Genomic DNA, 24,044 nt, shown 5'->3' with positions numbered 1-24,044 from the left:
TCGCCGCAAGGAATCCACCCGATGCCGCCACCGATCCGAAGGAAGCGCCCCTGTGCTTGACCGCTTTGGCATGCTCGAGGTGATGCGCGCCTCGCGCCTGACGCAATTCCCGATCAGCCCCGTGCTGCGCGAGACACACGGATTCAAGGGTCGCCTGACCTTCTTCCTGCTGCTGGCCGCCGCGCTGGTGTTCACCTTCGCCGCGCTGGGGCACGACATCCACGCCAGCGGCACGCACCTGGAGCCGGGCTGGTCGGTGCTGGTACTGGTGGTCGCGCTGCTGATCGCCCTGGGCTTCGAGTTCATCAACGGTTTCCACGACACCGCCAACGCAGTGGCGACGGTGATCTACACCAACGCCCTGCCGCCGCGCTTCGCGGTGGCCTGGTCAGGTGTGTGGAATTTCCTCGGCGTGCTCTTCTCCAGCGGCGCTGTGGCCTTCGCCATCGTCTCGCTGCTGCCGCTGGACCTGCTGCTCAAGGTGGACAGCAGCGCCGGGCTGGCGATGATCTTCGCCCTGCTGATCGCCTCGATCCTGTGGAACCTCGGCACCTGGTGGCTGGGGTTGCCGGTGTCCTCGTCGCACACGCTTATAGGCTCCATCGTCGGCATCGGCCTGGCCCACGGCGCCATGGCCGGGCATATCGGCCTGTCCGGCAATGCCTGGTCGCAGCTGCTGACGGTGGGTTATGCGCTGTTCCTTTCGCCGGTGGTGGGCTTCTTCGGCGCTTTCGTGCTGCTGCGGGTGGCGAGCTCGACCATCCGCAACCGCGCGCTGTTCCACGCGCCGGAAGGCCGCACGCCGCCGCCCCGGTGGATTCGCGCGATCCTGATCCTGACCTGCACTGGTGTGTCCTTCGCCCATGGTTCCAACGACGGGCAAAAGGGCATCGGTCTGATCATGCTGATACTGATCGCCACCGTGCCCCTGGCGTTCGCGGTCGATCGCGCTCACTCGCCGGAACAGACCCGCCAACTGCTCGCGCTTACCCAGGCCAGCCAGCAGCAGCTGCACCGCGCCGGCGGCAGCCCGGCGGCGGACCCGCGGGACGCACTGCTGACCTACCAGGAAGACGAGGTGGTAAAGCCGGAATTGCTGCCTTCGCTGGGTAGCGTGATCGGCGACGTCAGTAAGCGGCTGGAGCGCTACGGGCAGTTGGACAAGGTGCCGGCCGAGGAGGTGCAGGACCTGCGCAACGACCTCTACCTGAGCCTGGAGACCATCCGCCTGCTGGACCGCAGCGACCAGCACTTCGAACTGGAAACCTGGAGCAGCCTGCAGGCGCTGCGCCAGGGCGGCGAACAGGCAATCCGCTTCATTCCCATCTGGGTCAAGGTCGCCGTCGCCCTGGCACTGGGCCTGGGCACGCTGGTGGGCTGGCGGCGCATCGTTACCACGGTCGGCGAGGGCATCGGCAAGACGCCGCTGACTTATGCACAGGGTGCCTCGGCGCAACTGGTAGCCATGCTCACCATCGGCGCGGCGGACGGCTTCGGCCTGCCGGTGTCGACGACCCAGGTGCTCTCCTCCGGCGTGGCCGGGACCATGGCGGCCAATGGCAGCGGACTGCAGTGGCCGACCATCCGCAACATGCTGCTGGCCTGGGTACTGACCTTGCCGGCGGCCATCGGCCTGGCGGCGGGCCTGTACTGGCTGTTCACCCGGCTGCTCTAAAGCACAAACGTAGGGCGGATAACGCTGGGGCGTTATGCGCCCTACACACCCGGCAGCTGTGGATTGTAGGAGCGAGCTTGCTCGCGAACCGCCCTGCGCCGGAGCCGCCGGAGCCGCCGGAAGGCAATGTTCGCGAGCAAGCTCGCTCCTACGAAAAGCGCCTCACTCGCCAACGCGACCGACGAACAGCAAAGTAGGGCGCATAACCTGGAACAGGTTATCCGCCGACCCCATTGGCGGATAACGCTGGCGCGTGTGCGCCCTACACACCCGGCAGCTCTGGAATGTAGGAGCGAGCTTGCTCGCGAACCGCCCTGCGCCGGAGTCGCCGGATGGCGATGTTCGCGAGCAAGGACTGGGCGTCCCCCTCGCTCCTACAAAAAGCGCCACACCCGACAACGCGACCACCGAGCAGTTAATGCTGGCTGTGGAAAACTCGGTGGATTACTGTATTCATATACAGTATTTCTTCAGAGCTTTCCCACATGAGTACTTCCCTTCCGCCCCGCGGCCGAGGCACCGCCAGCAATCCGCACAACCGCTTCGCGCCGACCACCTCGGTGCCTGTGGATAACGAATGGTACGACGAGGTCCCCAAGCCTCAGGTGACCGAAATCCGCAGCGAGCGGGCGAAGACGGTGATCTCGCGCAACCAGTCGCCGGACCTGCCCTTCGACCGCTCGATCAACCCGTACCGGGGCTGTGAACACGGCTGCATCTACTGCTACGCCCGGCCCAGCCACGCCTACTGGGACCTGTCGCCAGGCCTGGACTTCGAGACCAGGCTGATCGCCAAGACCAACGCCGCCGAAGTGCTGGAAGAGGAGCTGAGCCGCAAGGGCTACGTCTGCGCGCCGATCAACCTGGGCGCTAATACCGACCCGTACCAGCCCATCGAGCGCCAGCAGCGGCTGACCCGGCAGATCCTCGAGGTGCTGCTGCGCTTCCGCCATCCGCTGACCATTGTCACCAAGGGCTCGCTGATCCTGCGCGACCTCGATCTGCTGGCCGAACTGGCGAGGCAGAATCTGGTGGCCGTGATGATCAGCCTGACCACCCTGGACGATGAGCTGAAACGCATCCTCGAACCCCGCGCCGCTGCGCCCTCCGCACGTTTGCGGGCGATCCGGGTGATGCGCGAACAGGGCATTCCGGTGGGGGTGCTGTGTTCGCCGATGATCCCCATGGTCAACGACCGCGAGCTGGAAGCGCTGCTCGAAGCCGCCCATGACGCCGGCGCGCAGAGCGCCAGCTACATGATGCTGCGCCTGCCGCGCGAGGTCGGGCCGCTGTTCGAGGAATGGCTGGCAGCGCACTACCCGCAGCGCGCCAGTCATGTGATGAGCCTGATCCGCCAGGTGCGCGGCGGGGAAATCTACGACAGCCGTTTCGGACACCGCTTCCGCGGCGAAGGCCCGTTCGCCGACCTGCTGGCCAAGCGCTTCGAGGTCGCCATGCGCCGGCTGGGCCTGAACCGGCGCGGCAGCTTCGGCCTGGACTGCACGGCGTTCGCCCCGCCGCGCAGCCAGATGAGCCTGTTCTGACGGTTGTCTGTCAGAAATTTCGGCGAGCGCAGTACAATCACCGCAATATCGCAACGCCATGATAGCTTGCCGATATCATCTTGGAATGTCGGCGAAACATCATGCAAAAGCTCATTCCAGAGCGGTTTTTTAATTTTGGTTTAATCTTCGTTGTCTAGGGTTTGAGCACAAAGTGACTAACCGGTCACAACAGATTTTTCCTCACGGCTGTGCCTTTTCTCCCCAGGGAGAGCGTCGGCTGACGTGGGAAAATTCTTCGTCATTCTTCGAGGCTGATACATGAACGACAAAACGCACGGTGAGGAACACGCCCACGAATCTGCCGACGAGGCGCTGCGCCATATCGTCGAGGGCTTCCGCCAGTTCCGCCATGAAGTCTTCCCGCAACAGGAAGAGCTGTTCAAGAAGCTGGCCCACGCGCAGAACCCGCGCGCCATGTTCATCACCTGCGCCGACTCGCGCATCGTTCCCGAGCTGATCACCCAGAGCTCGCCGGGCGACCTGTTCGTCACCCGCAACGTCGGCAACGTGGTGCCGCCGTACGGCCAGATGAACGGCGGCGTGTCCACTGCCATCGAGTTCGCAGTGATGGCCCTGGGCGTGCAGCACATCATCGTCTGCGGCCACTCCGATTGCGGCGCGATGAAGGCGGTGCTGGCTCCGCAGACCCTGGAAGGCATGCCGACGGTCAAGGCCTGGCTGCGCCACGCCGAAGTGGCCCGCACCGTGGTCGCGCAGACCTGCGGCTGTGCCACCCAGGAACACCTGGGCGTGCTCACCGAGGAGAACGTCGTGGCCCAGCTGGACCACCTGAAGACCCACCCGTCGGTGGCCGCGCGACTGGCTTCCGGCCAGCTGTTCATCCACGGCTGGGTGTATGACATCGAGACCAGCGCCATCAAGGCCTACGATGCCCAGGAAGGCCGCTTCCGCCCGCTCGACGGCGAAGGCCCGACGCCCAGCGCCACTCCGCGCGCACGCTACTCTCCGCAGTAAGCTGCCAGCGCCTGTAACTCCCGGGGCGCGGCGGCCCAGCAGAACAAACGCCGCGCCCGCTCCTCTCTTGCTCCCTGCCTGAGGCGAACGCCCCCACCGCGCTCGCCGCCCCCTTGAATTGCGCGTGTCGATGCGGTCGAGACCAGCGTCGTGGGCTTTCGCGCGCCCGAAAAATGCTCGAAGGAGAACAGCGCCATGTCGGCCTCCCACTCTGTTCCATGCGGATTTTCCCAACTGCGCCACGTATTGCCGCGCGACCTGCTCGCTTCGGTAGTGGTATTCCTCGTCGCCCTGCCGCTGTGCATGGGCATCGCCATCGCCTCGGGCATGCCGCCGGCCAAGGGCCTGGTGACCGGCATCATCGGCGGCCTGGTTGTCGGCTTCCTGGCCGGCTCGCCCCTGCAGGTCAGCGGCCCGGCGGCGGGCCTTGCGGTGCTGGTCTTCGAACTGGTGCGTACCCACGGCATGGCCATGCTCGGGCCGATCCTGCTGCTGGCCGGAGCGCTTCAATTGCTGGCGGGAAGGCTGCGCCTGGGCTGCTGGTTCCGCGTGACCTCACCAGCCGTGGTCTACGGCATGCTCGCGGGCATCGGCATCCTCATCGTGCTGTCGCAAGTCCACGTGATGCTCGACCTTAAGCCTCAGGCGTCCGGGCTGGATAACCTGCTGGCCTTCCCGGCGGCGCTGCTGTCGGAGACCAGCGGCTTCGACGCGGCGCTGCTCGGGCTGGGCACCATGGCCTGCATGGCGCTATGGGAGCGTTTCAAACCGGGTCGGCTGCGCATGCTGCCCGGCGCTTTGATCGGCGTGAGCCTGGCAACCCTGGCGAGCATTGCGCTTAAGCTCGATGTGCTGCGGGTGAGCGTGCCGCAGAACCTCGGCGACGCCATCGACTGGGTCCGCCCGTCCGACCTCGCCGCCCTCCTGGACCCGACGCTGCTGCTGGCCGCCGTGGTGGTGGCCTTCATCGCCAGCGCCGAGACGCTGCTCTCCGCCGCAGCGGTGGATCGCATGCACAGCGGCCCGCGCTCGGACATGGACCGCGAGCTGAGCGCCCAGGGCGTGGGCAATATGCTCTGCGGGTTGGTCGGCGCACTGCCGATGACCGGCGTGATAGTGCGCAGCTCGGCCAACGTGCAGGCCGGCGCCCGCAGCCGCGCTTCGGCGATCTTCCATGGGCTGTGGCTGCTGGCATTCGTCGTGCTGCTGGGCGGGCTGCTGCGGCAGATCCCCATCGCCAGCCTGGCCGGCGTGCTGGTCTACACCGGGATCAAGCTGGTGGACCTGAAGGCGCTGCGCTCGCTGGGCCGCTATGGGCGCATGCCGGTGCTGGTGCACGCGGCGACCGCGCTGGCGATTGTCGCCACCGACCTGTTGACCGGTGTGCTGCTGGGCTTTGCGCTGACGGTATTGAAGCTGGTGTTCAAGGCGGCGCGGCTGAAGATCAACCTGCGCTATGACGAGGAGGGCATTGGTGCCGAGCTGCGCCTTGTCGGCGCCGCGACCTTCCTCAAGGTGCCGGCACTGTCCCGGGTCCTGCAGTCGATAAAACCCGGCACGCACCTGCGCGTACCGCTGCAGCACCTGAGCTACATCGATCACGCCTGCATGGAGCTGCTGGAAGACTGGGGCCGCAGCGCCGCGGCCAGCGGTTGCCGGTTGTCCCTGGAAGGCAACGGCCTGCGTCGCCGCGTGGAGGGCAGGGTACGGGCGCTACAGGGCGCGGGCTGAACCTCAGTCGCGGCCCAGCTCCAGCTCCACGCCGAACTGCCGCGACAGGCATGGCCACTGCTGCCAGGCCATGACCACCTGCGGATCGTTCAGGCGCGCGCGGTAGCTGACGGCGGATTCGGCACTGAAGGTGCTGTCATCGAGCATGCCGTCGACAGCATGGTGCACCGCCTCATCCAGCTGGTTGGCGAAGGGTTCGCCGATCAGCTGGTGCGCCACCAGGTTGGCCACCGTGGTGTCCAGCGGGATCAGCGGCTGGTTGAAGTGGGCGATGTAGCGGTCGTTCACCTCTTCCACCAGGCGATGGGCCAGATAGGCCTCGTCCAGCAGCGCGTCGAGGCCGTCGTGGCCGTCGAGCAGCGCGGGCGGGGTGAGGAAGAACTGCTCGGCGAGCTTGAGCACCGGCTTGATGCGGCCCTCGATGCCGGCCGCGCGGGCCACCGCGTTGGCGGCGTCGAGGAAGTCCGGCACCTGTTCGATATAGGCATGGACGAAGCGCGTCAGCGTGCCGCTGGGGTCCTCTCCCGTCAGGGCGATGCTCTTGTGCAGGCTTTGCAGTTGGCTCTGGATCAGGCGGGCGAGGTGGCCATGGCGGGATTCGAGCAGGTGGGCATTCCGGATCAGCTCACGCAGTGCAGCGGTGTTCATGACAACTCCAAGACAACGGGTTTGGAAAGTGAAGAATCACCTTAGCCGCACCCCGGGCGTAGCTAAGACGCGATTGTCATATTCATGAACTGGTTATGCCGAGGCGGCATATCAGACCGCCAGTATGTTACCCCAAACCCGCGTCATCCGTGGCTTTGAGATCGCACTTCGGTCTTTCAAACCGAGTTTTTACTCTGCGTTGTTATGTCGCAACCCCTGGCTATACTCCGCTTCGACACACCGAAAACCTGATGGACCCGGCCTGCCCTGCGTGCTGCCGAGGTAAGACGTCAAAGTAAGTTGTCTTGGCGGTCACTCCCTTGGCCGTTGGCTTGTTCAGGCTCGACCTCCCTGGAATGGGGGTCGCAGCCAGGGCGTTATGCCGGCGGGATAAAAACAACGATAAGGGGAACCCGAATGCTGCGACATCCACGAGTCTGGATGGGCTTCCTTTTGCTCTTGGCTTTCAGTCAGGCAAACGCCGCCTGGACGGTCAACATGGCCCCCGGTGCGACGGAAGTCAGCCGTAACGTTTTCGATCTGCACATGACGATCTTCTGGATCTGCGTGGTCATCGGCATCGTCGTGTTCGGCGCGATGTTCTGGTCGATGATCGTCCACCGCCGGTCCACCGGGCAGCAGCCCGCGCATTTCCACGAGAGCACCACGGTGGAAATCCTCTGGACCGTCATTCCGTTCCTGATCCTGGTAGTGATGGCCGTCCCGGCCACCAAGACGCTGATCCACATGTACGACACCTCGGAGCCCGAGCTGGACGTGCAGGTCACCGGCTACCAGTGGAAGTGGCAGTACAAGTACCTGGGCCAGGACGTGGAGTTCTTCTCCAACCTCGCCACGCCCCAGGACCAGATCCACAACAAGGCCGACAAGGACGAGCACTACCTGCTCGAAGTGGACAACCCGCTGGTGCTGCCGGCCGGGGTCAAGGTGCGCTTCCTGGTCACCTCCAGCGACGTGATCCACTCCTGGTGGGTGCCGGCCTTCGCGGTCAAGCGCGATGCCATTCCCGGCTTCGTCAACGAGGCCTGGACCAAGGTCGACCAGCCCGGCGTCTACCGCGGCCAGTGCGCCGAACTGTGCGGCAAGGACCACGGCTTCATGCCCATCGTGGTCGATGTGAAGTCCAAGCCGGACTTCGACAAGTGGCTGGCCGAGCGCAAGGAAGAAGCCGCCAAGCTCAAGGAGCTGACCAGCAAGGAATGGACGAAGGAAGAGCTGGTTGCCCGTGGCGACAAGGTCTACCACACCATCTGCGCCGCCTGTCACCAGCCCGAGGGCCAGGGCATGCCGCCGATGTTCCCGGCGCTCAAGGGCTCGAAGATCGTCACCGGGCCCAAGGAGCACCACCTGGAGACCGTCTTCAACGGCGTCCCGGGCACGGCCATGGCGGCCTTCGGCAAGCAGCTCTCGGAAGTCGACATCGCCGCGGTGATCACCTACGAGCGCAACGCCTGGGGCAACAACGACGGCGACATGGTGACCCCGCAGGACGTGGTCGCCTACAAGCAGAAACAACAATAAGGAGGCCGCGATGAGTACAGTGATCGATCACCCCGACCATTCTCACGCCGGCGACCACCACCACGGCCCCGCCAAGGGCCTGATGCGCTGGGTACTGACCACCAACCACAAGGACATCGGCACGCTTTACCTGTGGTTCAGCTTCTGCGCCTTCCTGCTCGGCGGCTCCTTTGCCATGGTGATCCGCGCCGAACTGTTCCAGCCGGGCCTGCAGATCGTCGAACCGGCGTTCTTCAACCAGATGACCACCATGCATGGCCTGGTGATGGTCTTCGGTGCGGTGATGCCCGCCTTCGTCGGCCTGGCCAACTGGATGGTGCCGCTGATGATCGGCGCGCCGGACATGGCCCTGCCGCGCATGAACAACTTCAGCTTCTGGTTGCTGCCGGCGGCCTTCGGCCTGCTGGTGAGCACCCTGTTCATGCCCGGCGGCGGCCCGAACTTCGGCTGGACCTTCTACGCGCCGCTCTCGACCACCTTCGCGCCACACAGCGTGACCTTCTTCATCTTCGCCATCCACCTGATGGGCATGAGTTCGATCATGGGCGCGATCAACGTGATCGCCACCATCCTCAACCTGCGCGCGCCGGGCATGACGCTGATGAAGATGCCGTTGTTCGTCTGGACCTGGCTGATCACCGCCTTCCTGCTGATCGCGGTGATGCCCGTACTGGCGGGTTGCGTGACGATGATGCTGATGGACATCCACTTCGGCACCAGCTTCTTCAGCGCGGCCGGCGGCGGCGACCCGGTGCTGTTCCAACACGTGTTCTGGTTCTTCGGCCACCCCGAGGTGTACATCATGATCCTGCCGGCGTTCGGCGCCGTCAGCTCGATCATCCCGGCCTTCAGCCGCAAGCCGCTGTTCGGCTACACCTCGATGGTCTACGCCACCGCCTCGATCGCCTTCCTGTCCTTCGTCGTGTGGGCGCACCACATGTTCGTGGTGGGCATCCCGCTGGTGGGCGAGCTGTTCTTCATGTACGCGACCATGCTGATCGCCGTGCCCACCGGGGTGAAGGTGTTCAACTGGGCGTCGACCATGTGGCAGGGCTCGCTGACCTTCGAGACGCCGATGCTGTTCGCCGTGGCCTTCGTCATCCTGTTCACCATCGGTGGCTTCTCCGGGCTGATGCTGGCCATCGCCCCGGCGGACTTCCAGTACCAGGACACCTACTTCGTGGTGGCGCACTTCCACTACGTGCTGGTACCCGGCGCGATCTTCGGCATCTTCGCCTCGGCCTACTACTGGCTGCCGAAGTGGACCGGCCACATGTACGACGAGACCCTGGGCAAGCTGCACTTCTGGATGAGCTTCATCGGCATGAACATGGCATTCTTCCCGATGCACTTCGTCGGGCTGGCCGGCATGCCGCGGCGGATTCCGGACTACAACCTGCAGTTCGCCGACTTCAACATGGTTTCGTCCATCGGCGCCTTCATGTTCGGCACCACGCAGTTGCTGTTCCTGTTCATCGTCATCAAGTGCATCAAGGGCGGCAAGCCGGCACCGGCCAAGCCGTGGGATGGCGCCGAAGGCCTGGAGTGGACCATTCCCTCGCCTGCGCCGTACCACACCTTCACCACCCCGCCCGAGGTGAAGTAAGGGCTTACCTGTAGGAGCGAGCTTGCTCGCGAACGCTTTTTCCTGAGGCCACGGCGTCAGGCAGTTCGCGAGCAGGCTAGCTCCTACAGAGGAGGAACCCCATGAGCGACGGCAACATCGAAACGCGCAAGCTGGTGACCCGGCTGGTCATAGCCGTGGTGGCCATGTTCGCCTTCGGCTTCGCCTTGGTGCCGCTGTACGACGTGATGTGCAAGGCGCTGGGCATCAACGGCAAGACCTCCGGCAGCGCCTACCAGGGCGACGGCCAGGTGGTCGATCAGTCGCGCGAGGTGAAGATCCAGTTCGTCGCCAACAACAACATCGACATGGTCTGGGAATTCCACCCCGAGTCGGAACAACTGGTGGTGCATCCGGGCGCGGTGAACCAGATGCTGTTCGTCGCCCGCAACCCCACCGACAAGCCGATGACTGCTCAGGCGATCCCGAGCATCGCGCCGTCGGTGGCGGCCACCTACTTCCACAAGACCGAATGCTTCTGCTTCACCCAGCAGGTGCTGCAGCCGGGCGAGCGCATCGAAATGCCGGTGCGCTTCATCGTCGACCGCGACCTGCCCAAGGATGTGCGTCACCTGACGCTTGCTTACACGCTGTTCGACATCACTGCCCGCAAGCCACCCGTGGCCAGTAACGAGCGCTGAAGGGCAAAGGAGAACAAGAAAGATGGCAACCCACGATCCCTATTACGTCCCCGCGCAGAGCAAGTGGCCGATCATCGCCACCATCGGCATGCTGGTGACGATGTTCGGCGTCGGCACATGGATGAACGACATGAGTGCCGGCAAGGACCACTCCCACGGCCCGTGGATCTTCTTCGCTGGCGGGCTGATCCTGGCGTACATGCTGTTCGGCTGGTTCGGCAACGTCATCAAGGAAAGCCGCGGCGGGCTCTACAGCCCGCAGATGGACCGCTCCTTCCGCTGGGGCATGAGCTGGTTCATCTTCTCCGAGGTGATGTTCTTCGCCGCCTTCTTCGGTGCGCTGTTCTACGTGCGCCACTTCGTCAACCCATGGCTGGGCGGCGAAGGCCACCATGGCATCTCGCACATGCTCTGGCCGCAGTTCGAAACCGGCTGGCCGCAGCTCAGCAACCCGGACAACAAACTCTTCCCGCCGCCCAAGGAAGTGATCGATCCGTGGAAGCTGCCGCTGATCAACACCCTGCTGCTGGTCACCTCCAGCTTCACCGTGACCTTCGCCCACCACGCGCTGAAGAAGAATCATCGCGGCCCGCTGAAGCTGTGGCTGGCGGCGACCGTGGCGCTCGGCGCGTGCTTCCTGGTGCTGCAGGCCTACGAGTACCACGAGGCCTATAGCGAGCTGGGCCTGACCCTGGGTTCGGGCATCTACGGCGCGACCTTCTTCATGCTCACCGGCTTCCACGGCGCCCACGTGACCATCGGCGCGATCATGCTCAGCATCATGCTGATCCGCATCATCCGCGGGCACTTCGACGCCGACAAACACTTCGGCTTCGAAGCGGCCAGCTGGTATTGGCACTTCGTCGACGTGGTGTGGATCGGGCTGTTCATCTTCGTTTACGTGCTGTGAGGGACTGCGGGACCTGTAGGACCGAGGGGGGCGCCTAGCCCTTGCTCGCGAACTGCCCAACCCTGAGGCATCAGGAAAAGCGTTCGCGAGCAAGCTCGCTCCTACGAAGAACAAAAGCGGGATCAGAAATGCCAGGGCGCGGAGCTGCCGAGTTGGCCGCTGAAGAAACCCCAGGCGATGAGAGCGACGGTCAGGGCGGTCAGGGTGACACGCACGGTCAGCGCGTTGACCACGCGCGAACCATGGCCCTCGTCCTTGACCAGAAAGAACAGGCCACTGAACAGACTGACGACGGTCGCCAGCAACAACAGAACGATCGCAGCTTTGAGCACTACCGGCCTCCTGTCCGCAGGGGACTGGGGTTGAGGGGGGTGTCTTGCAGTATAGCCAGCACGCATCTGATCACAGTCCGGGCCGCGCCACGCGCGCCTTCCGGCCCGGCATCGCGCCGACCCTGGTGGTCCTCGCGCTGCTGCCGGTGCTGATCGGCCTGGGCTTCTGGCAACTGTCCCGCGCCGCCGAGAAACGCACCCTGCTCGCCGCCGCCGAAGTGCAGCGCCAGCAGGACCCGATCAGCATCGCCGAGCTCGAGCGCCAACCGCCGCGCAGCTATGTTCGCGTACGCCTGCAAGGCCAGCTCGATGCCGAACACACTGCCCTGCTCGACAACCGCACCCGCAACGGCCAGGCCGGGGTCGAGGTGTTGCAACCTTTCTTCGACCGCGTCGGCCACCAGTGGCTGCTGGTCAATCGCGGCTGGGTGCCCTGGCCCGACCGCCGCGTGCCGCCGAAGGTCGATACGCCCAATCACGACCTGCTGCTGGATGCGTGGACCTACGTTCCGCCAGCCGCCGGCCCGAGCGCACCGCTCGCCAGTTGGCCACGCCTGATTACCCAGGTGGACGCGCCGTTCCTGTGGGACCAGCTCGGCCGCGAAGGCAGCCCGCTGGAGATCCGCCTGGAGCCGGGCGACGCCGCCTTCGACATCGACTGGCCGATCGTCGCCATGCCGCCGGAGCGCCACGTCGGCTACGCCGTGCAGTGGTTCGCCCTGGCCATCGCGCTTTCCGCCCTTTACCTCTACCTCGGCATCCGTCGCGCACGGGAGACCTTCGACCATGACCGCCATGACTCTGCCTGACCCCAACGCCCGCCGCCGCGGGCGCGTGCAACTGCTGCTGATCCTCGGCATGGTGCTGGGGCCGATGCTGCTCGCCACCGCCATGTACAAGCTGCAGTTCTGGGTGCCGGACGGCCGCAGCTACCACGGCGACCTGATCGCCACCGGGCAGACTCCGGCCGACCTGGGCGTGCAGGACGACAAGGCCAGCGACCAGTGGCAACTGCTGGTGACCGCGCCGGAAACCTGCACCAGTGATTGCCAGCAACTGGTCTACCTGGCGCGCCAGATCAACATCGGCCTGGGCCGCGAAGCCAGCCGCGCCGAACACGCCCTCGCCTTCGCCAAACCGCTGCCGGCCGAGTTCACCGGCCTGCTCGACAAGGACTACCCGCGCCTGCAGCGCCTGGGGCTGATGCCGAACCAGCACACCGGCGCCCAGCCGCAACTGTGGATAGTCGACCCCCACGGCAACCTGGTGCTGCGCTACGACGCCAAGGCTGACGGCAAGTCGATCCTCAAGGACCTGCAGCTGCTGCTGAAGCTGTCGAACATCGGTTAAGCCGGTCGAGCCCCACGACAACAACAAGATCGGGAGCGACGCATGATCCAGGCAAGACGCAAACCCGCCTTCTACCTCGCCGTACTGGCCACGGCGCTGGCCTTCGTGGTCATCCTGCTGGGTGCGTATACCCGCCTGACCCACGCCGGCCTCGGCTGCCCGGACTGGCCCGGCTGCTATGGCTTCGTCCACGTGCCGCTGAACGAGGCGCAACTGGCGCACGCCGAAATGCATTTCCCCGACTCGCCGGTGGAGGCGCAGAAGGGCTGGAACGAGATGATCCACCGCTACTTCGCCGGCAGCCTCGGCCTGCTGATCCTTGGCCTCGCGGTGCACGCACTGGTGCGTCGCGGCCGTGACGGGCAACCGATGCGCTTGCCGCTGGTACTGCTCGCGGTGGTGATCGCCCAGGCGGCGTTCGGCATGTGGACGGTTACCCTCAAACTCTGGCCCCAGGTGGTCACCGCGCACCTGCTGGGCGGCTTCACCACGCTGTCACTGCTGTTCCTGCTCAGCCTGCGCCTGTCCGGCGCCTTCGCCCCGCTGCAGTTGCCGTCGAAGCTGCGCGCGCTGGCGGCCCTGGCCCTGCTGATGGTGGTCGGGCAGATCGCCCTCGGCGGCTGGGTCAGCAGCAACTACGCGGCGGTGGCCTGCATCGACCTGCCGATGTGCCATGGCGAATGGTGGCCGAACATGGACTTCGCCAATGGCTTTCACCTCACCCAGCACATCGGCCCGAACTACCTGGGCGGCCAGCTCGACAGCGACGCCCGCACGGCGATCCACATGACCCACCGCATGGGCGCGCTGTGCGTGACCGCGGTGATCCTGCTGCTGGCCTGGAACCTCCAGCGCCACGGCCTGATCGGCATCACCGCGCTGATGTTGCTGGGGCTGTCCCTGCAGATCGGCCTGGGCATCAGCAACGTGCTGCTGCACCTGCCGCTGCCCGTGGCAGTGGCGCACAACGGTGGCGGCGCCTTCCTACTGCTGATGCTGGTACTGGTGAATTACCGGGTGCGCGCACCGGCGGCGAAACCCGTCGAACTGCCCGCGAGCAGCCCGATCACCCTGGACGTCCTGGAGCGGCCGGTGGCCTATCCCTCGCAGGGGTGACATTGAACAGTTGAGCACGATGGTCGGCGCCGGGGCGCGCCGGTCCCCATCAAGAAGTCAGGAGAAATGCCCATGGCCAGCGTCATCAGCACATCCAGCCAAGCCAGCTGGCGCGACCTGCTCGAACTGACCAAACCCAAGGTGGTCCTGCTGATGCTGATCACCTCGCTGATCGGCATGCTGCTCGCCACCAAGGCCGGCGTGCCCTGGCAGGTGCTGGTCTTCGGCAACCTCGGCATCGGCCTGTGCGCCGGGGGCGCGGCGGCGGTGAACCACGTGGTGGACCGGCGCATCGACTCGATCATGGCGCGCACCCACAAGCGCCCGCTGGCCGAAGGACGCGTCTCGCCGCCCATCGCGCTGGGCTTCGCCATGCTGCTGTCGGTGGCGGGGATGGCCGTGCTGCTGGTGTTCACCAATCAGCTGACGGCCTGGCTGACGCTGGCGTCGCTGCTGGGTTACGCGGCCCTCTACACCGGCTTCCTCAAGCGCGCCACGCCGCAGAACATCGTCATTGGCGGCCTCGCTGGCGCCGCTCCGCCGCTGCTGGGCTGGGTTGCGGTGACCGGGCAGATTTCCGCCGAACCGCTGCTGCTGGTGCTGATTATCTTCGCCTGGACCCCGCCGCACTTCTGGGCGCTGTGCCTGCACCGCAAGGACGAATACGCCAAGGCCGACATCCCGATGCTGCCGGTGACCCACGGCGAGCACTACACCAAGCTGCACATCCTGCTCTACACCCTGGTGCTGTTCGCCGTGACGCTGATGCCCTTCGCCATCCACATGGCCGGGCTGGTCTACCTGCTCGCCGCGCTGGCCCTGGGCGCGCGCTTCCTCGACTGGGCCTGGGCGCTCTACTGCGGCAGCCGACCCCATGCGGCGATCAAGACCTTCAAGTACTCTATCGCCTACCTGTTCCTGCTGTTCATTGCACTGCTGGTGGACCACTACCTGCCGCTGCACCTGAACTACTGAGGGTTCGCGAGCAAGCTCGCTCCTACAGTTGCGCCCAACGGCGGTGCGCTTTTCGTAGGAGCAAGCTTGCTCGCGAACATCGTCGCCGTGCTGCCAGATACGGGCACGGTACGAAGCAGCCCAAGCCCAGACGTCCCGACCCACGAGAACCCCATGTCCCGAGTCAACAAGACCGTCTTCATCCTCGTCGCCATCGTCGCGCTGATCCTCGGCCTCACCGTCCAGAAGGTGCTCAACCAGCGCCACCAGCTCGACCCGACCGTGCTGCTCGACGCCGGCATCGTGATCCTGCCGCAGACCCGCAGCGTCCCCGACCTCACCTTCACCGACCAGGACGGCCAGCCGTTCCAGACCGCCAGCCTGAAGGACAAGTGGTCCCTGCTGTTCTTCGGCTACACCTTCTGCCCGGACGTCTGCCCGACCACCCTGGCGCAACTGCGCGAGCTGCAGACCAAGCTGCCGCCGGAAGTGGCGAAAAATCTGCAGGTGGTGTTCGTCAGCGTCGACCCGCACCGCGATACCGCGCCGCGCATCAAGGAATACCTCGGCTTCTTCAATGCCGGCTTCAAGGGCATTACCGGCTCGGAAGAGAGCGTGCAGAAGCTGGCCAACGCCATGAGCATCCCCTACATCCCGGCGGACACCAGCAAGCCCAACTACACCGTCGACCACAGCGGCAACCTGGTCATCATCGGCCCGGACAATACCCAGCACGGTTTCATCCGCGCCCCGCTGCACAACGACAAGCTGGTCGCCCAGCTGCCCAGCGTGGTCGGCGCGAATCAATGACCCGCGACACCCTGTCTCACCCCAACGGCCGCCCGATAAAGGTGGCCGTTGTTTTTTCCGCGACATTTCCGCATTCAACGGACAAATCCGAAGTTTCTGCTAAACCTCTCCTCATGGCTCTGGTGCGGTGCAACACGCGGCCTTGAAGCTTTCAGATGAAATTCCTGACCCCGTAGTCAATGTAAAAAATCTGCTACAGGAAAGCAGATATCAGGAATGACTCATACTCCATATTAGAAACATTAATTAACACCTATGCCTGAGCCTGTTGCAGGATTACCGGGCCTTTCGGTGGACATGGGGAGCCTCTGATGGGTGGTCATTCACGGCGAGGATGACATTTCCGTCCGGTCACAATAGGCAATTAGGCTAAACGCCAGGGCACACGCGGCCTCGGTGGCGACCGGAAAACTACGGGTCCGAATGTGACTTGTAGTTATCGCTTCGTACCACTCCAGAACTTCTTGATGCCCTCCAGGTTCGATTGCACAATGCCGCGGCCACCGGGTCACGACCCGGCCACTAGAACAAGCTCTGAAAACAAAGAGCAGACCGTTGCCAGTTCAAAACCCGGGTCGCCAACGTAGTTGCCCGGACAATCCCAGGATCACGCAGGAGATTTGCAAGTGCAGATCGGTGTACCCCTCGAGACCCAAGCCGGTGAGACGCGGGTCGCAGCAACGCCGGAGACGGTCAAGAAACTGATCGGGCAAGGCCATCAGGTCGTCGTCCAGAGCGGTGCGGGCATCAGCGCCAGCCAGCCGGACGCCGCCTATGAGGCCGTTGGCGCAAAGATCGGCACTGCCGCCGATGCCTACGGCTCGGAGCTTGTGCTGAAGGTTGTCGCGCCCAGCGAAAGCGAGCTGGCGCAGATGAAGCCGGGTACCGTGCTGATCGGCATGCTCAATCCGTTCAACAACGAGAACATCGCTCGCATGGCCGAACGCGGCATTACCGCCTTCGCCCTCGAGGCGGCGCCGCGCACCTCCCGCGCGCAGAGCCTGGACGTGCTCTCCTCCCAGGCCAACATCGCCGGCTACAAGGCCGTGATGCTCGCTGCCAACCACTACCCGCGCTTCATGCCCATGCTGATGACCGCCGCCGGCACCGTTAAGGCCGCCCGCGTGCTGATCCTCGGCGCCGGCGTCGCTGGCCTGCAGGCCATCGCGACGGCCAAGCGCCTGGGCGCGGTGATCGAGGCGTCGGACGTACGCCCGGCGGTGAAGGAGCAGATCGAGTCCCTGGGCGCCAAGTTCGTCGACGTGCCCTACGAGACTGACGAAGAGCGCGAATGCGCCGAAGGCGTCGGCGGTTACGCCCGCCCGATGCCGGCCTCGTGGATGGAGCGCCAGGCCAAGGCCGTGCACGAGCGCGCCAAGCAGTCGGATATCGTCATCACCACCGCACTGATTCCGGGCCGCAAGGCGCCGACCCTGCTGCATGAGGCGACTGTCGCCGAAATGAAGCCGGGCTCGGTGGTCATCGACCTCGCAGCATCGCAAGGCGGCAACTGCCCGCTGACCGAGGCCGACCAGGTCGTGGTCAAGCACGGCGTGACCATCGTCGGCCTGAGCAACCTGGCCGCGCTGGTGCCGGCGGATGCCTCCGCACTCTACGCACGCAACCTGCTCGACTTCCTCAAGCTCACCCTGACCGCCGAAGGCTTCACGGTGAACCTGGAAGACGACATCGTCGCCGCGTGCCTGATGTGCCGTGACGGCCAGATCGTGCGCAAGAACGGCTGAAGCCCCTCTTATATAAGAACGCGCCGGACCCCGCGTCCGGCCCTGAAGACCGGTGAGAAACTATGGAAGACATGCTGATCTCCCACGGCATCTACAACCTGATCATCTTCGTGCTGGCGATCTACGTCGGCTACCACGTGGTCTGGAACGTCACCCCTGCCCTGCACACCCCGCTGATGGCGGTGACCAACGCCATCTCGGCGATCGTGATCGTCGGCGCCATGCTGGCCGCCGCGCTGACCGTCACCCCGCTGGGCAAGGCCATGGGCACCCTGGCCGTGGCCCTGGCTGCAGTGAATGTGTTCGGTGGCTTCCTGGTCACCCGCCGCATGCTGGAAATGTTCAAGAAGAAAGCGCCGAAGGCGGAGAAGCACTGACATGAGCATGAACCTCGTCACCCTCCTCTACCTCATCGCCTCGGTCTGCTTCATCCAGGCCCTGAAAGGCCTGTCGCACCCGACCACCTCGCGTCGCGGCAACCTGTTCGGCATGATCGGCATGGCCATCGCCGCGCTGACCACCGTGGCCCTGGTGTTCAAGATCAGCAGCGAAATCGCCACCACCGGCATCGTCTACGTGATCATCGGCCTGCTGGTCGGCGGCACTGCCGGTTCGATCATGGCCAAGCGCGTCGAGATGACCAAGATGCCGGAACTGGTCGCCTTCATGCACAGCATGATCGGCCTGGCCGCCGTGTTCATCGCCATCGCCGCCGTGGTCGAGCCGCAGTCGCTGGGCATCGTGCAGAACCTGGGCGACACCATCCCGACCGGCAACCGCCTGGAGCTGTTCCTCGGCGCGGCCATCGGTGCCATCACCTTCTCCGGTTCGGTGATCGCCTTCGGCAAGCTGTCGGGCAAGTACAAGTTCCGCCTGTTCCAGGGCGCCCCGGTGCAGTTCACCGGCCAGCACATGCTCAACCTGGTGCTGGGCCTGACCACCCTGGGCCTGGGCCTGCTGTTCATGTTCACCGGCAACCTCACCGCCTTCGTGGTGATGCTGGCCCTGGCCTTCATCCTCGGCGTGCTGATCATCATCCCGATCGGCGGCGCGGACATGCCGGTCGTCGTGTCGATGCTGAACTCCTACTCCGGCTGGGCCGCGGCAGGTATCGGCTTCTCGCTGAACAACTCGATGCTGATCATCGCCGGCTCGCTGGTGGGCTCCTCGGGCGCGATCCTCTCCTACATCATGTGCAAGGCGATGAACCGCTCGTTCTTCAACGTCATCCTCGGTGGCTTCGGCGCTGAAGCGGACGCCGGCGGCCCGGCCGGTGCGAAGGAAGCCCGCCCGGTGAAATCCGGTTCGGCCGACGACGCCTCCTTCCTGCTGACCAACGCCGACAGCGTGATCATCGTCCCCGGCTACGGCCTGGCGGTGGCCCGTGCCCAGCACGCGCTGATGGAACTGGCCGAGAAGCTGACCCATCGCGGCGTAAACGTGAAGTTCGCCATCCACCCGGTTGCCGGGCGTATGCCGGGCCACATGAACGTCCTGCTGGCCGAGGCCGAAGTGCCTTACGAGCAGGTGTTCGAGATGGAAGACATCAACTCCGAGTTCGGCCAGACCGACGTGGTGCTGGTACTGGGCGCCAACGACGTGGTGAACCCGGCCGCGAAGAACGATCCGAAGTCGCCGATCGCCGGCATGCCGATCCTCGAGGCCTACAAGGCCAAGACCGTGATCGTCAACAAGCGCTCGATGGCCAGCGGCTACGCCGGCCTGGACAACGAACTGTTCTACCTGGACAAGACCATGATGGTCTTCGGCGACGCCAAGAAAGTCATCGAAGACATGGTCAAGGCCGTCGAATAAGACGACCGCTGATCGACAAGACACCGGCCTCGCGCCGGTGTCTTGCTTTCAGGCAACACGCAAAGCGCTGGACATTGGTAGTAAGAAGGCCCCGGCCGGGCGATTTTTCGACCTTGGTATAAGAGCCAAAAATCGCCGAGTCCCTAGACTGGCGGCCTCGCACTTCCTACTGCCCGAGGTTTTCCCATGTTCCGTGATCGCGTGCGTATGTCCTCCCTGTTGGACAAGGTGATGACTGCCGACCAGGCCGCGGCCCTTATCAAGGACGGCATGACCGTCGGCATGAGCGGTTTCACCCGCGCCGGCGAAGCCAAGGCCGTCCCCAAGGCCCTCGCCGAGCGCGCCAAGCAGGAGCCGCTGCGCATCAGCCTGATGACCGGCGCAAGCCTGGGCAATGACCTCGACAAGCAGCTCACCGAAGCCGGCGTGCTGGCCCGCCGCATGCCCTTCCAGGTCGACAGCACCCTGCGCAAGGCGATCAACGCCGGCGACGTGATGTTCATCGACCAGCACCTCTCCGAGACCGTCGAGCAGCTGCGCAACCACCAGCTCAAGCTGCCGGACATCGCCGTCATCGAAGCCGTCGCCATCACCGAGGAAGGTCACATCGTGCCGACCACTTCGGTGGGCAACTCGGCCAGCTTCGCGATCTTCGCCAAGCAGGTGATCGTCGAGATCAACGTCGCGCACAACCCCAACCTGGAAGGCCTGCACGACATCTACATCCCGACCTACCGCCCGACCCGCACGCCGATCCCGCTGACCAAGGTCGACGACCGCATCGGCAGCACCGCCATCCCGATTCCAGCAGAGAAGATCGTCGCCATCGTCGTCAACGACCAGGCGGACTCCCCGTCCACCGTGCTGCCGCCGGACGACGAGACCCAGGGCATCGCCAACCACCTGATCGACTTCTTCAAGCGCGAAGTGGATGCCGGCCGCATGAGCAACAGCCTCGGCCCGCTGCAGGCCGGCATCGGCAGCATCGCCAACGCGGTGATGTGCGGCTTGATCGAGTCGCCCTTCGAGAACCTGACCATGTACTCCGAAGTGCTGCAGGACTCGACCTTCGACCTGATCGACGCCGGCAAGCTGCGCTTCGCCTCGGGTAGCTCCATCACCCTGTCGACGCGCCGCAACGCCGACGTGTTCGGCAACCTGGAGCGCTACAAGGACAAGCTGGTGCTGCGCCCGCAGGAGATCTCCAACCACCCCGAAGTGGTTCGTCGCCTGGGGATCATCGGCATCAACACCGCGCTGGAATTCGATATCTACGGCAACGTGAACTCCACCCACGTGGGCGGCACGAAGATGATGAATGGCATCGGCGGTTCGGGCGACTTCGCCCGTAATGCGCACCTGGCCATCTTCGTCACCAAGTCCATCGCCAAGGGCGGCAACATTTCCAGCGTCGTACCCATGGTCAGCCACGTCGACCACACCGAACATGACGTGGACATCCTCGTCACCGAAGTCGGCCTGGCCGACCTGCGTGGCCTGGCGCCCCGCGAGCGCGCCCGGGTGATCATCGAAAACTGTGTGCACCCGTCCTACCGCGACGCCCTGAACAGTTACTTCGATGCCGCCTGCGCGCGCGGCGGCCATACTCCGCACATCCTGCGCGAGGCCCTGGAGTGGCATATCAATCTGGAAGAACACGGCCACATGCTGGCGGCGAGCTGATTCCGGACGCTTTGCGGGTCGTTTAGCAATGAATGGCCCGCAAGGGTTTACAGCCGGAAAAAAACCACGTAAAAACACTCCTGAACAGATTTTTATCCCGCTCCAACTGTTCAGCTTCCCTCGCAGCCGCCCTGGCCGGCACCCTCGAAAAACCTCAGATTCCCGCCAATTGCGCACCAGAATGGAGCGCAACGGTACAGTTCGCCCCGAAAAAGACCATTACAGTTCAAAATTACAATCGCCTGACCAGGCGCAATACTGTGCAACTGTACCTGTCATCCCTGACCAAAAAGTCAGATCATATGCTCAATCCATTCAGCAACTGACTACTCGCCACAAGCGAGAAGGATGACCACCATGGAACGTACCCTCGGTTCCGCAGCTCTGAGCACCACCCGTAGCACCTCCAGCGCCCACCGTGGCCTCGTCGGCACCGTTCGCCTGTGGCAGCGCCGCATGGAAAGCCGCCGTCAGCTGGCCCGCCTGGACTCCCGCCTGCTGGCCGACGCCGGTATCAGCGAAGCCCAGCGTTACGCCGAACTGAACAAGCCGTTCTGGCGCTGATTCAACAGTGCAGCTGAGCCATACTCTCCAGGCTCGCCATAACTGTACTGGTAAGTTCGTTGCCCCGGCCGCTCACCCAGAGCGGCCCTCGGGCAACAGCCCTTCCTTCTCCGCCCTCTCGTCCAGCAGATTGCGATACAGATCTGCCCAGACGCGCCCCATCGCCTCAGCCGTGAACAGCTCCTGATAGCGCGCTTCCGCGTGCCGTCCCATTTCTGCTGCCGCTTGCGGATTTTCCCAACACCATCTCATCGCCTGACGGAACGCCAGCGGATCGCTCGGTGGCACCACCATCCCGGTCAGCCCATTGGCATTGATGAAGCTGGTGCCGGTGCCGATCTCGCTGGAGATCATCGGCTTGCCGTACATTGCACCTTCCAGCAGGGAAATGCCGAAGGCTTCCGAGCGCAGGTGAGAGGGGAAGACGATCGCCCGCGACAGTTGCAGCAGGGCGACCTTGTCCTCTTCGCTGACACGCCCGACAAAACGCACATGGGACTCAACGCCCAGCGCGGCCGCCTGAGCCTTCAACTGCTGTTCCAAAGGACCAGCACCTACGATCACCACCGGGTAGCCGGTGCCCTGCACGGCGTCCAGCAGGATGTGCAGGCCCTTGTAGTAGCGCATCACGCCGACGAACAGGAAGAACTGTTCGCCTACCTCACGGCGCCAGCGTGCCGTGCACTCTTCGGAAGGAACCGGGTACGCCTGCTTGTCCAGCCCATAGGGAATCACTTCCGCCTTGTGCTGATAGCGGCGCAGGGTCTCGCTGGAACCCAGGTAGTTGGGCGAAGCTGCAACGATACGGTCCACGCTGCCGAGAAAACGGTGCATCAACGGCTGGTACAGTTTGAAGAGGTGCCGCTGGCGAACGATGTCCGAGTGATAAGTCACCACCGTCGGCTTGTCGATGCCCGACAGCAGGTGCACCACGTCCATGAACGGCCAGGGAAAGTGGAAGTTGATGATGTCCGCTTCTGCCGCCAGCCGACGGAACTGCGGCACCACGCTATAGGAAAAGCCTGTAGACGCCAGTTGCAAGTCGAGGCGCGCACGGTAGACGCGATGCCCATCAACCATCAGTTCGGCCGGTTCGGGGTTCGAGCTCAGGGTGAGTACCTGGTGCTCGATGCCATGATGCCGCCCGGTACGGCAAAGCTGGTTGATCACCTGCTCGATGCCGCCCACGGAATCCGGCAGATAGGTCTTGAAGAAGTGCAATACGCGCATTCAGCCCCCCACAGCCTTTCGGTAGGCTTCGCTGGTTATCCGGGCGCATCGCTCCCAACTGAAGTCCCGGGCTTTCTCGAGCCCCAGCATCCGGCAGCGTTGCTCGAGAAAAGGATCGTCCACCAGCTCCTGCAGGGCGGAACACATCTCCTGTGGATCATGGGCATCGACATAGATGCCTGCCTCTCCCGCCACTTCCGGCAGCGAGGAGGTCCGCGTCAGCAATACCGGCACACCACTGGCCATCGCTTCCAGCACTGGCAGGCCGAAGCCTTCGTACAGCGAAGGGAAGAGCAAGGCCTTGGCCCCGGCCAGCAACTCCGCCAGCACTTCGTCACTCTGGTAGCCCAGCACCTTTGCCCAGCCACCTTTCACGGCGATATCCAGCGTCTCATCGAGCCCTTCGCTGCGCCAGCCTGGCATTCCGACTATCACCAAAGGCAGGCGCGCGCGCAGCGACGCCGGCAGCAAGGCATGAGCCCGAAGCGCCAACTGAAGGTTCTTGCGTGGCTCCAGCGTACCGACACAGATCAGGTAATGCCCTGCGGACAATCCAAACGACGCCAGCGTGTTCGCCAGCTCCTCTTCCGAGCGAGGGCGAAAGCGCGGCGCATATCCCAGCGGCGCCACCAGCACACGCTCTTCAGGTAGTGCGTAATGACGACGGACCTCTCCGGCGACATGCTCGGAGTCTGTCAGTACAAACTGTGCGCGCTCGACGCCGCGGCCGACATGGCGTTCGATTTCGGCCAGGCGATCGGCGGGCTGGGTGTGCGGGTAGTGCACATGCGTCAGGTCGTGAAGGGTCATGACCATCGGCCCATCGAACTCCAGCGGCCACAGGCTGGGCTCGTGGTAAAGGTCGATCGAGCGTTGACGCAGCCCGCGATCGAAGTTGCCCTGCTCCAGCCAGCGGCGAATGCGGTAGGCACCGGGAACCCGCTTGGCCAGCGCGGCGCGGCGGGAATAACCAGGCATCGGGGCAGGCGGCAGCTCATTCGCCCACTGACGACCCAGGAACAGCTGCAGGCTGACTTCCGCCTGCGCCTGCAAAGCCTGGGTCAGGGACGACACATACTGGCCGATACCGGTTCTCGGTGCCTGAAGGATGCGGGCGTTCAGCGCAACGTGCAC

At 64.4% G+C, this 24,044-nt stretch carries 23 protein-coding genes; 19 read left to right on the top strand and 4 right to left on the bottom strand.

What is annotated here, in order from left to right; all coding sequences use genetic code 11:
• The first annotated feature begins 70 nt into the window (after positions 1-70).
• The 4 genes from ACCC94_RS01010 (at position 71) to ACCC94_RS00995 (ending at position 5,946) form a co-directional block, all read left to right on the top strand.
• Complete coding sequence (locus ACCC94_RS01010) at positions 71-1,675, top strand: inorganic phosphate transporter (RefSeq protein ID WP_413347662.1); 1,605 nt, start codon at positions 71-73, stop codon at positions 1,673-1,675.
• A 485-nt stretch (positions 1,676-2,160) separates the two neighbouring features.
• Positions 2,161-3,219, top strand: coding sequence for a PA0069 family radical SAM protein (locus ACCC94_RS01005; protein ID WP_413347636.1), 1,059 nt, complete (start codon positions 2,161-2,163; stop codon positions 3,217-3,219).
• A gap of 279 nt (positions 3,220-3,498) precedes the next feature.
• Positions 3,499-4,215, top strand: coding sequence for a carbonic anhydrase (locus tag ACCC94_RS01000; protein ID WP_088420494.1), 717 nt, complete (start codon positions 3,499-3,501; stop codon positions 4,213-4,215).
• A 195-nt stretch (positions 4,216-4,410) separates the two neighbouring features.
• Positions 4,411-5,946, top strand: coding sequence for a SulP family inorganic anion transporter (locus tag ACCC94_RS00995; protein WP_413347635.1), 1,536 nt, complete (start codon positions 4,411-4,413; stop codon positions 5,944-5,946).
• A 3-nt stretch (positions 5,947-5,949) separates the two neighbouring features.
• Here ACCC94_RS00995 and ACCC94_RS00990 read toward each other — a convergent pair whose 3' ends face one another.
• The gene (locus ACCC94_RS00990) at positions 5,950-6,594 is read right to left on the bottom strand and encodes a hypothetical protein (RefSeq protein ID WP_413347634.1); all 645 of its coding nucleotides are present in this window, start codon (positions 6,592-6,594) and stop codon (positions 5,950-5,952) included.
• Positions 6,595-7,011: 417 nt separating this feature from the next.
• On the opposite strand from ACCC94_RS00990, the gene coxB reads away from it, so the two are divergent.
• The 4 genes from coxB to ACCC94_RS00970 all read left to right on the top strand — a co-directional run bounded on the left by coxB (position 7,012) and on the right by ACCC94_RS00970 (position 11,311).
• Entirely contained in the window at positions 7,012-8,136 is a 1,125-nt protein-coding gene (gene coxB, locus ACCC94_RS00985; RefSeq protein ID WP_413347633.1) for a cytochrome c oxidase subunit II, read from the top strand.
• Between the two features lie 10 nt (positions 8,137-8,146).
• The gene (gene ctaD, locus ACCC94_RS00980; protein WP_413347632.1) at positions 8,147-9,742 is read left to right on the top strand and encodes a cytochrome c oxidase subunit I; all 1,596 of its coding nucleotides are present in this window, start codon (positions 8,147-8,149) and stop codon (positions 9,740-9,742) included.
• Between the two features lie 101 nt (positions 9,743-9,843).
• Entirely contained in the window at positions 9,844-10,401 is a 558-nt protein-coding gene (locus ACCC94_RS00975; protein ID WP_024763721.1) for a cytochrome c oxidase assembly protein, read from the top strand.
• A 22-nt stretch (positions 10,402-10,423) separates the two neighbouring features.
• Positions 10,424-11,311, top strand: a complete 888-nt coding sequence (locus tag ACCC94_RS00970; RefSeq protein ID WP_413347631.1) for a cytochrome c oxidase subunit 3 — start codon at positions 10,424-10,426, stop codon at positions 11,309-11,311.
• A 122-nt stretch (positions 11,312-11,433) separates the two neighbouring features.
• Here the strand turns inward: ACCC94_RS00970 and ACCC94_RS00965 are convergent, their stop codons facing one another.
• Positions 11,434-11,643, bottom strand: coding sequence for a twin transmembrane helix small protein (locus ACCC94_RS00965; protein ID WP_015474903.1), 210 nt, complete (start codon positions 11,641-11,643; stop codon positions 11,434-11,436).
• 44 nt (positions 11,644-11,687) lie between these two features.
• Between ACCC94_RS00965 and ACCC94_RS00960 the strand changes: the two genes are divergently transcribed.
• From ACCC94_RS00960 to ACCC94_RS00910, 11 genes are all read left to right on the top strand, one after another.
• The gene (locus ACCC94_RS00960; RefSeq protein WP_413347630.1) at positions 11,688-12,452 is read left to right on the top strand and encodes an SURF1 family protein; all 765 of its coding nucleotides are present in this window, start codon (positions 11,688-11,690) and stop codon (positions 12,450-12,452) included.
• Positions 12,430-12,993, top strand: a complete 564-nt coding sequence (locus ACCC94_RS00955; protein WP_413347629.1) for a hypothetical protein — start codon at positions 12,430-12,432, stop codon at positions 12,991-12,993. Before ACCC94_RS00960 ends, ACCC94_RS00955 begins: the two co-directional genes overlap by 23 nt.
• A 42-nt stretch (positions 12,994-13,035) precedes the next feature.
• Positions 13,036-14,109: a COX15/CtaA family protein gene (locus tag ACCC94_RS00950; RefSeq protein ID WP_413347628.1), complete on the top strand. Its 1,074-nt coding sequence runs from the start codon at positions 13,036-13,038 to the stop codon at positions 14,107-14,109.
• A 72-nt stretch (positions 14,110-14,181) separates the two neighbouring features.
• On the top strand, positions 14,182-15,084 hold the full coding sequence (gene cyoE, locus ACCC94_RS00945; RefSeq protein WP_413347627.1) for a heme o synthase: 903 nt from the start codon (positions 14,182-14,184) through the stop codon (positions 15,082-15,084).
• Positions 15,085-15,237: 153 nt separating this feature from the next.
• Positions 15,238-15,873 carry an SCO family protein gene (locus ACCC94_RS00940; RefSeq protein ID WP_413347626.1) on the top strand — a complete coding sequence of 212 codons (636 nt, stop codon included), beginning with the start codon at positions 15,238-15,240 and terminating at the stop codon, positions 15,871-15,873.
• A gap of 626 nt (positions 15,874-16,499) precedes the next feature.
• On the top strand, positions 16,500-17,618 hold the full coding sequence (locus tag ACCC94_RS00935; RefSeq protein ID WP_413347625.1) for a Re/Si-specific NAD(P)(+) transhydrogenase subunit alpha: 1,119 nt from the start codon (positions 16,500-16,502) through the stop codon (positions 17,616-17,618).
• Between the two features lie 62 nt (positions 17,619-17,680).
• On the top strand, positions 17,681-17,995 hold the full coding sequence (locus ACCC94_RS00930) for an NAD(P) transhydrogenase subunit alpha (RefSeq protein WP_015474896.1): 315 nt from the start codon (positions 17,681-17,683) through the stop codon (positions 17,993-17,995).
• Between the two features lies 1 nt (position 17,996).
• Positions 17,997-19,433 (top strand): NAD(P)(+) transhydrogenase (Re/Si-specific) subunit beta, encoded by a 1,437-nt coding sequence (locus ACCC94_RS00925; RefSeq protein ID WP_081518899.1) that lies wholly within the window; start codon positions 17,997-17,999, stop codon positions 19,431-19,433.
• A gap of 186 nt (positions 19,434-19,619) precedes the next feature.
• Positions 19,620-21,116 carry an acetyl-CoA hydrolase/transferase family protein gene (locus ACCC94_RS00920; RefSeq protein WP_413347624.1) on the top strand — a complete coding sequence of 499 codons (1,497 nt, stop codon included), beginning with the start codon at positions 19,620-19,622 and terminating at the stop codon, positions 21,114-21,116.
• A gap of 32 nt (positions 21,117-21,148) precedes the next feature.
• Positions 21,149-21,442, top strand: coding sequence for a hypothetical protein (locus ACCC94_RS00915; RefSeq protein WP_413347623.1), 294 nt, complete (start codon positions 21,149-21,151; stop codon positions 21,440-21,442).
• Positions 21,443-21,473: 31 nt separating this feature from the next.
• Positions 21,474-21,680 (top strand): DUF1127 domain-containing protein, encoded by a 207-nt coding sequence (locus tag ACCC94_RS00910; RefSeq protein ID WP_015474893.1) that lies wholly within the window; start codon positions 21,474-21,476, stop codon positions 21,678-21,680.
• Positions 21,681-21,752: 72 nt separating this feature from the next.
• Here ACCC94_RS00910 and ACCC94_RS00905 read toward each other — a convergent pair whose 3' ends face one another.
• Together ACCC94_RS00905 and ACCC94_RS00900 are read right to left on the bottom strand one after the other, a co-directional pair.
• Entirely contained in the window at positions 21,753-22,910 is a 1,158-nt protein-coding gene (locus ACCC94_RS00905; RefSeq protein ID WP_413347622.1) for a glycosyltransferase family 4 protein, read from the bottom strand.
• Positions 22,911-24,044 (bottom strand): glycosyltransferase family 4 protein, encoded by a 1,134-nt coding sequence (locus ACCC94_RS00900; protein WP_413347621.1) that lies wholly within the window; start codon positions 24,042-24,044, stop codon positions 22,911-22,913. It lies immediately after the preceding gene.

It is taken from the genome of Pseudomonas sp. Pseusp97, from assembly GCF_047304025.1.
Lineage (GTDB): Bacteria > Pseudomonadota > Gammaproteobacteria > Pseudomonadales > Pseudomonadaceae > Pseudomonas.
Note: the sequence above shows the minus strand (reverse complement) of the source record. Positions and strands in the feature narration are given on the sequence as shown.

Bases quoted from the DNA above. Each gene is read 5' to 3' on its own strand.
- ACCC94_RS00995 (WP_413347635.1), top strand. From the start codon at position 4,411: ATGTCGGCCTCCCACTCTGTTCCATGCGGATTTTCCCAACTGCGCCAC.
- ACCC94_RS00910 (WP_015474893.1), top strand. From the start codon at position 21,474: ATGGAACGTACCCTCGGTTCCGCAGCTCTGAGCACCACCCGTAGCACC.
- ACCC94_RS00905 (WP_413347622.1), bottom strand. From the start codon at position 22,910: ATGCGCGTATTGCACTTCTTCAAGACCTATCTGCCGGATTCCGTGGGC.
- ACCC94_RS01005 (WP_413347636.1), top strand. From the start codon at position 2,161: ATGAGTACTTCCCTTCCGCCCCGCGGCCGAGGCACCGCCAGCAATCCG.
- ACCC94_RS01000 (WP_088420494.1), top strand. From the start codon at position 3,499: ATGAACGACAAAACGCACGGTGAGGAACACGCCCACGAATCTGCCGAC.
- ACCC94_RS00990 (WP_413347634.1), bottom strand. From the start codon at position 6,594: ATGAACACCGCTGCACTGCGTGAGCTGATCCGGAATGCCCACCTGCTC.
- ACCC94_RS00915 (WP_413347623.1), top strand. From the start codon at position 21,149: ATGGCCCGCAAGGGTTTACAGCCGGAAAAAAACCACGTAAAAACACTC.
- ACCC94_RS00970 (WP_413347631.1), top strand. From the start codon at position 10,424: ATGGCAACCCACGATCCCTATTACGTCCCCGCGCAGAGCAAGTGGCCG.
- ACCC94_RS00955 (WP_413347629.1), top strand. From the start codon at position 12,430: ATGACCGCCATGACTCTGCCTGACCCCAACGCCCGCCGCCGCGGGCGC.
- ACCC94_RS00925 (WP_081518899.1), top strand. From the start codon at position 17,997: ATGAGCATGAACCTCGTCACCCTCCTCTACCTCATCGCCTCGGTCTGC.
- ACCC94_RS00975 (WP_024763721.1), top strand. From the start codon at position 9,844: ATGAGCGACGGCAACATCGAAACGCGCAAGCTGGTGACCCGGCTGGTC.
- ACCC94_RS00940 (WP_413347626.1), top strand. From the start codon at position 15,238: ATGTCCCGAGTCAACAAGACCGTCTTCATCCTCGTCGCCATCGTCGCG.
- ACCC94_RS00950 (WP_413347628.1), top strand. From the start codon at position 13,036: ATGATCCAGGCAAGACGCAAACCCGCCTTCTACCTCGCCGTACTGGCC.
- coxB (WP_413347633.1), top strand. From the start codon at position 7,012: ATGCTGCGACATCCACGAGTCTGGATGGGCTTCCTTTTGCTCTTGGCT.
- ACCC94_RS00920 (WP_413347624.1), top strand. From the start codon at position 19,620: ATGTTCCGTGATCGCGTGCGTATGTCCTCCCTGTTGGACAAGGTGATG.
- ACCC94_RS01010 (WP_413347662.1), top strand. From the start codon at position 71: ATGCTCGAGGTGATGCGCGCCTCGCGCCTGACGCAATTCCCGATCAGC.
- ACCC94_RS00930 (WP_015474896.1), top strand. From the start codon at position 17,681: ATGGAAGACATGCTGATCTCCCACGGCATCTACAACCTGATCATCTTC.
- ctaD (WP_413347632.1), top strand. From the start codon at position 8,147: ATGAGTACAGTGATCGATCACCCCGACCATTCTCACGCCGGCGACCAC.
- cyoE (WP_413347627.1), top strand. From the start codon at position 14,182: ATGGCCAGCGTCATCAGCACATCCAGCCAAGCCAGCTGGCGCGACCTG.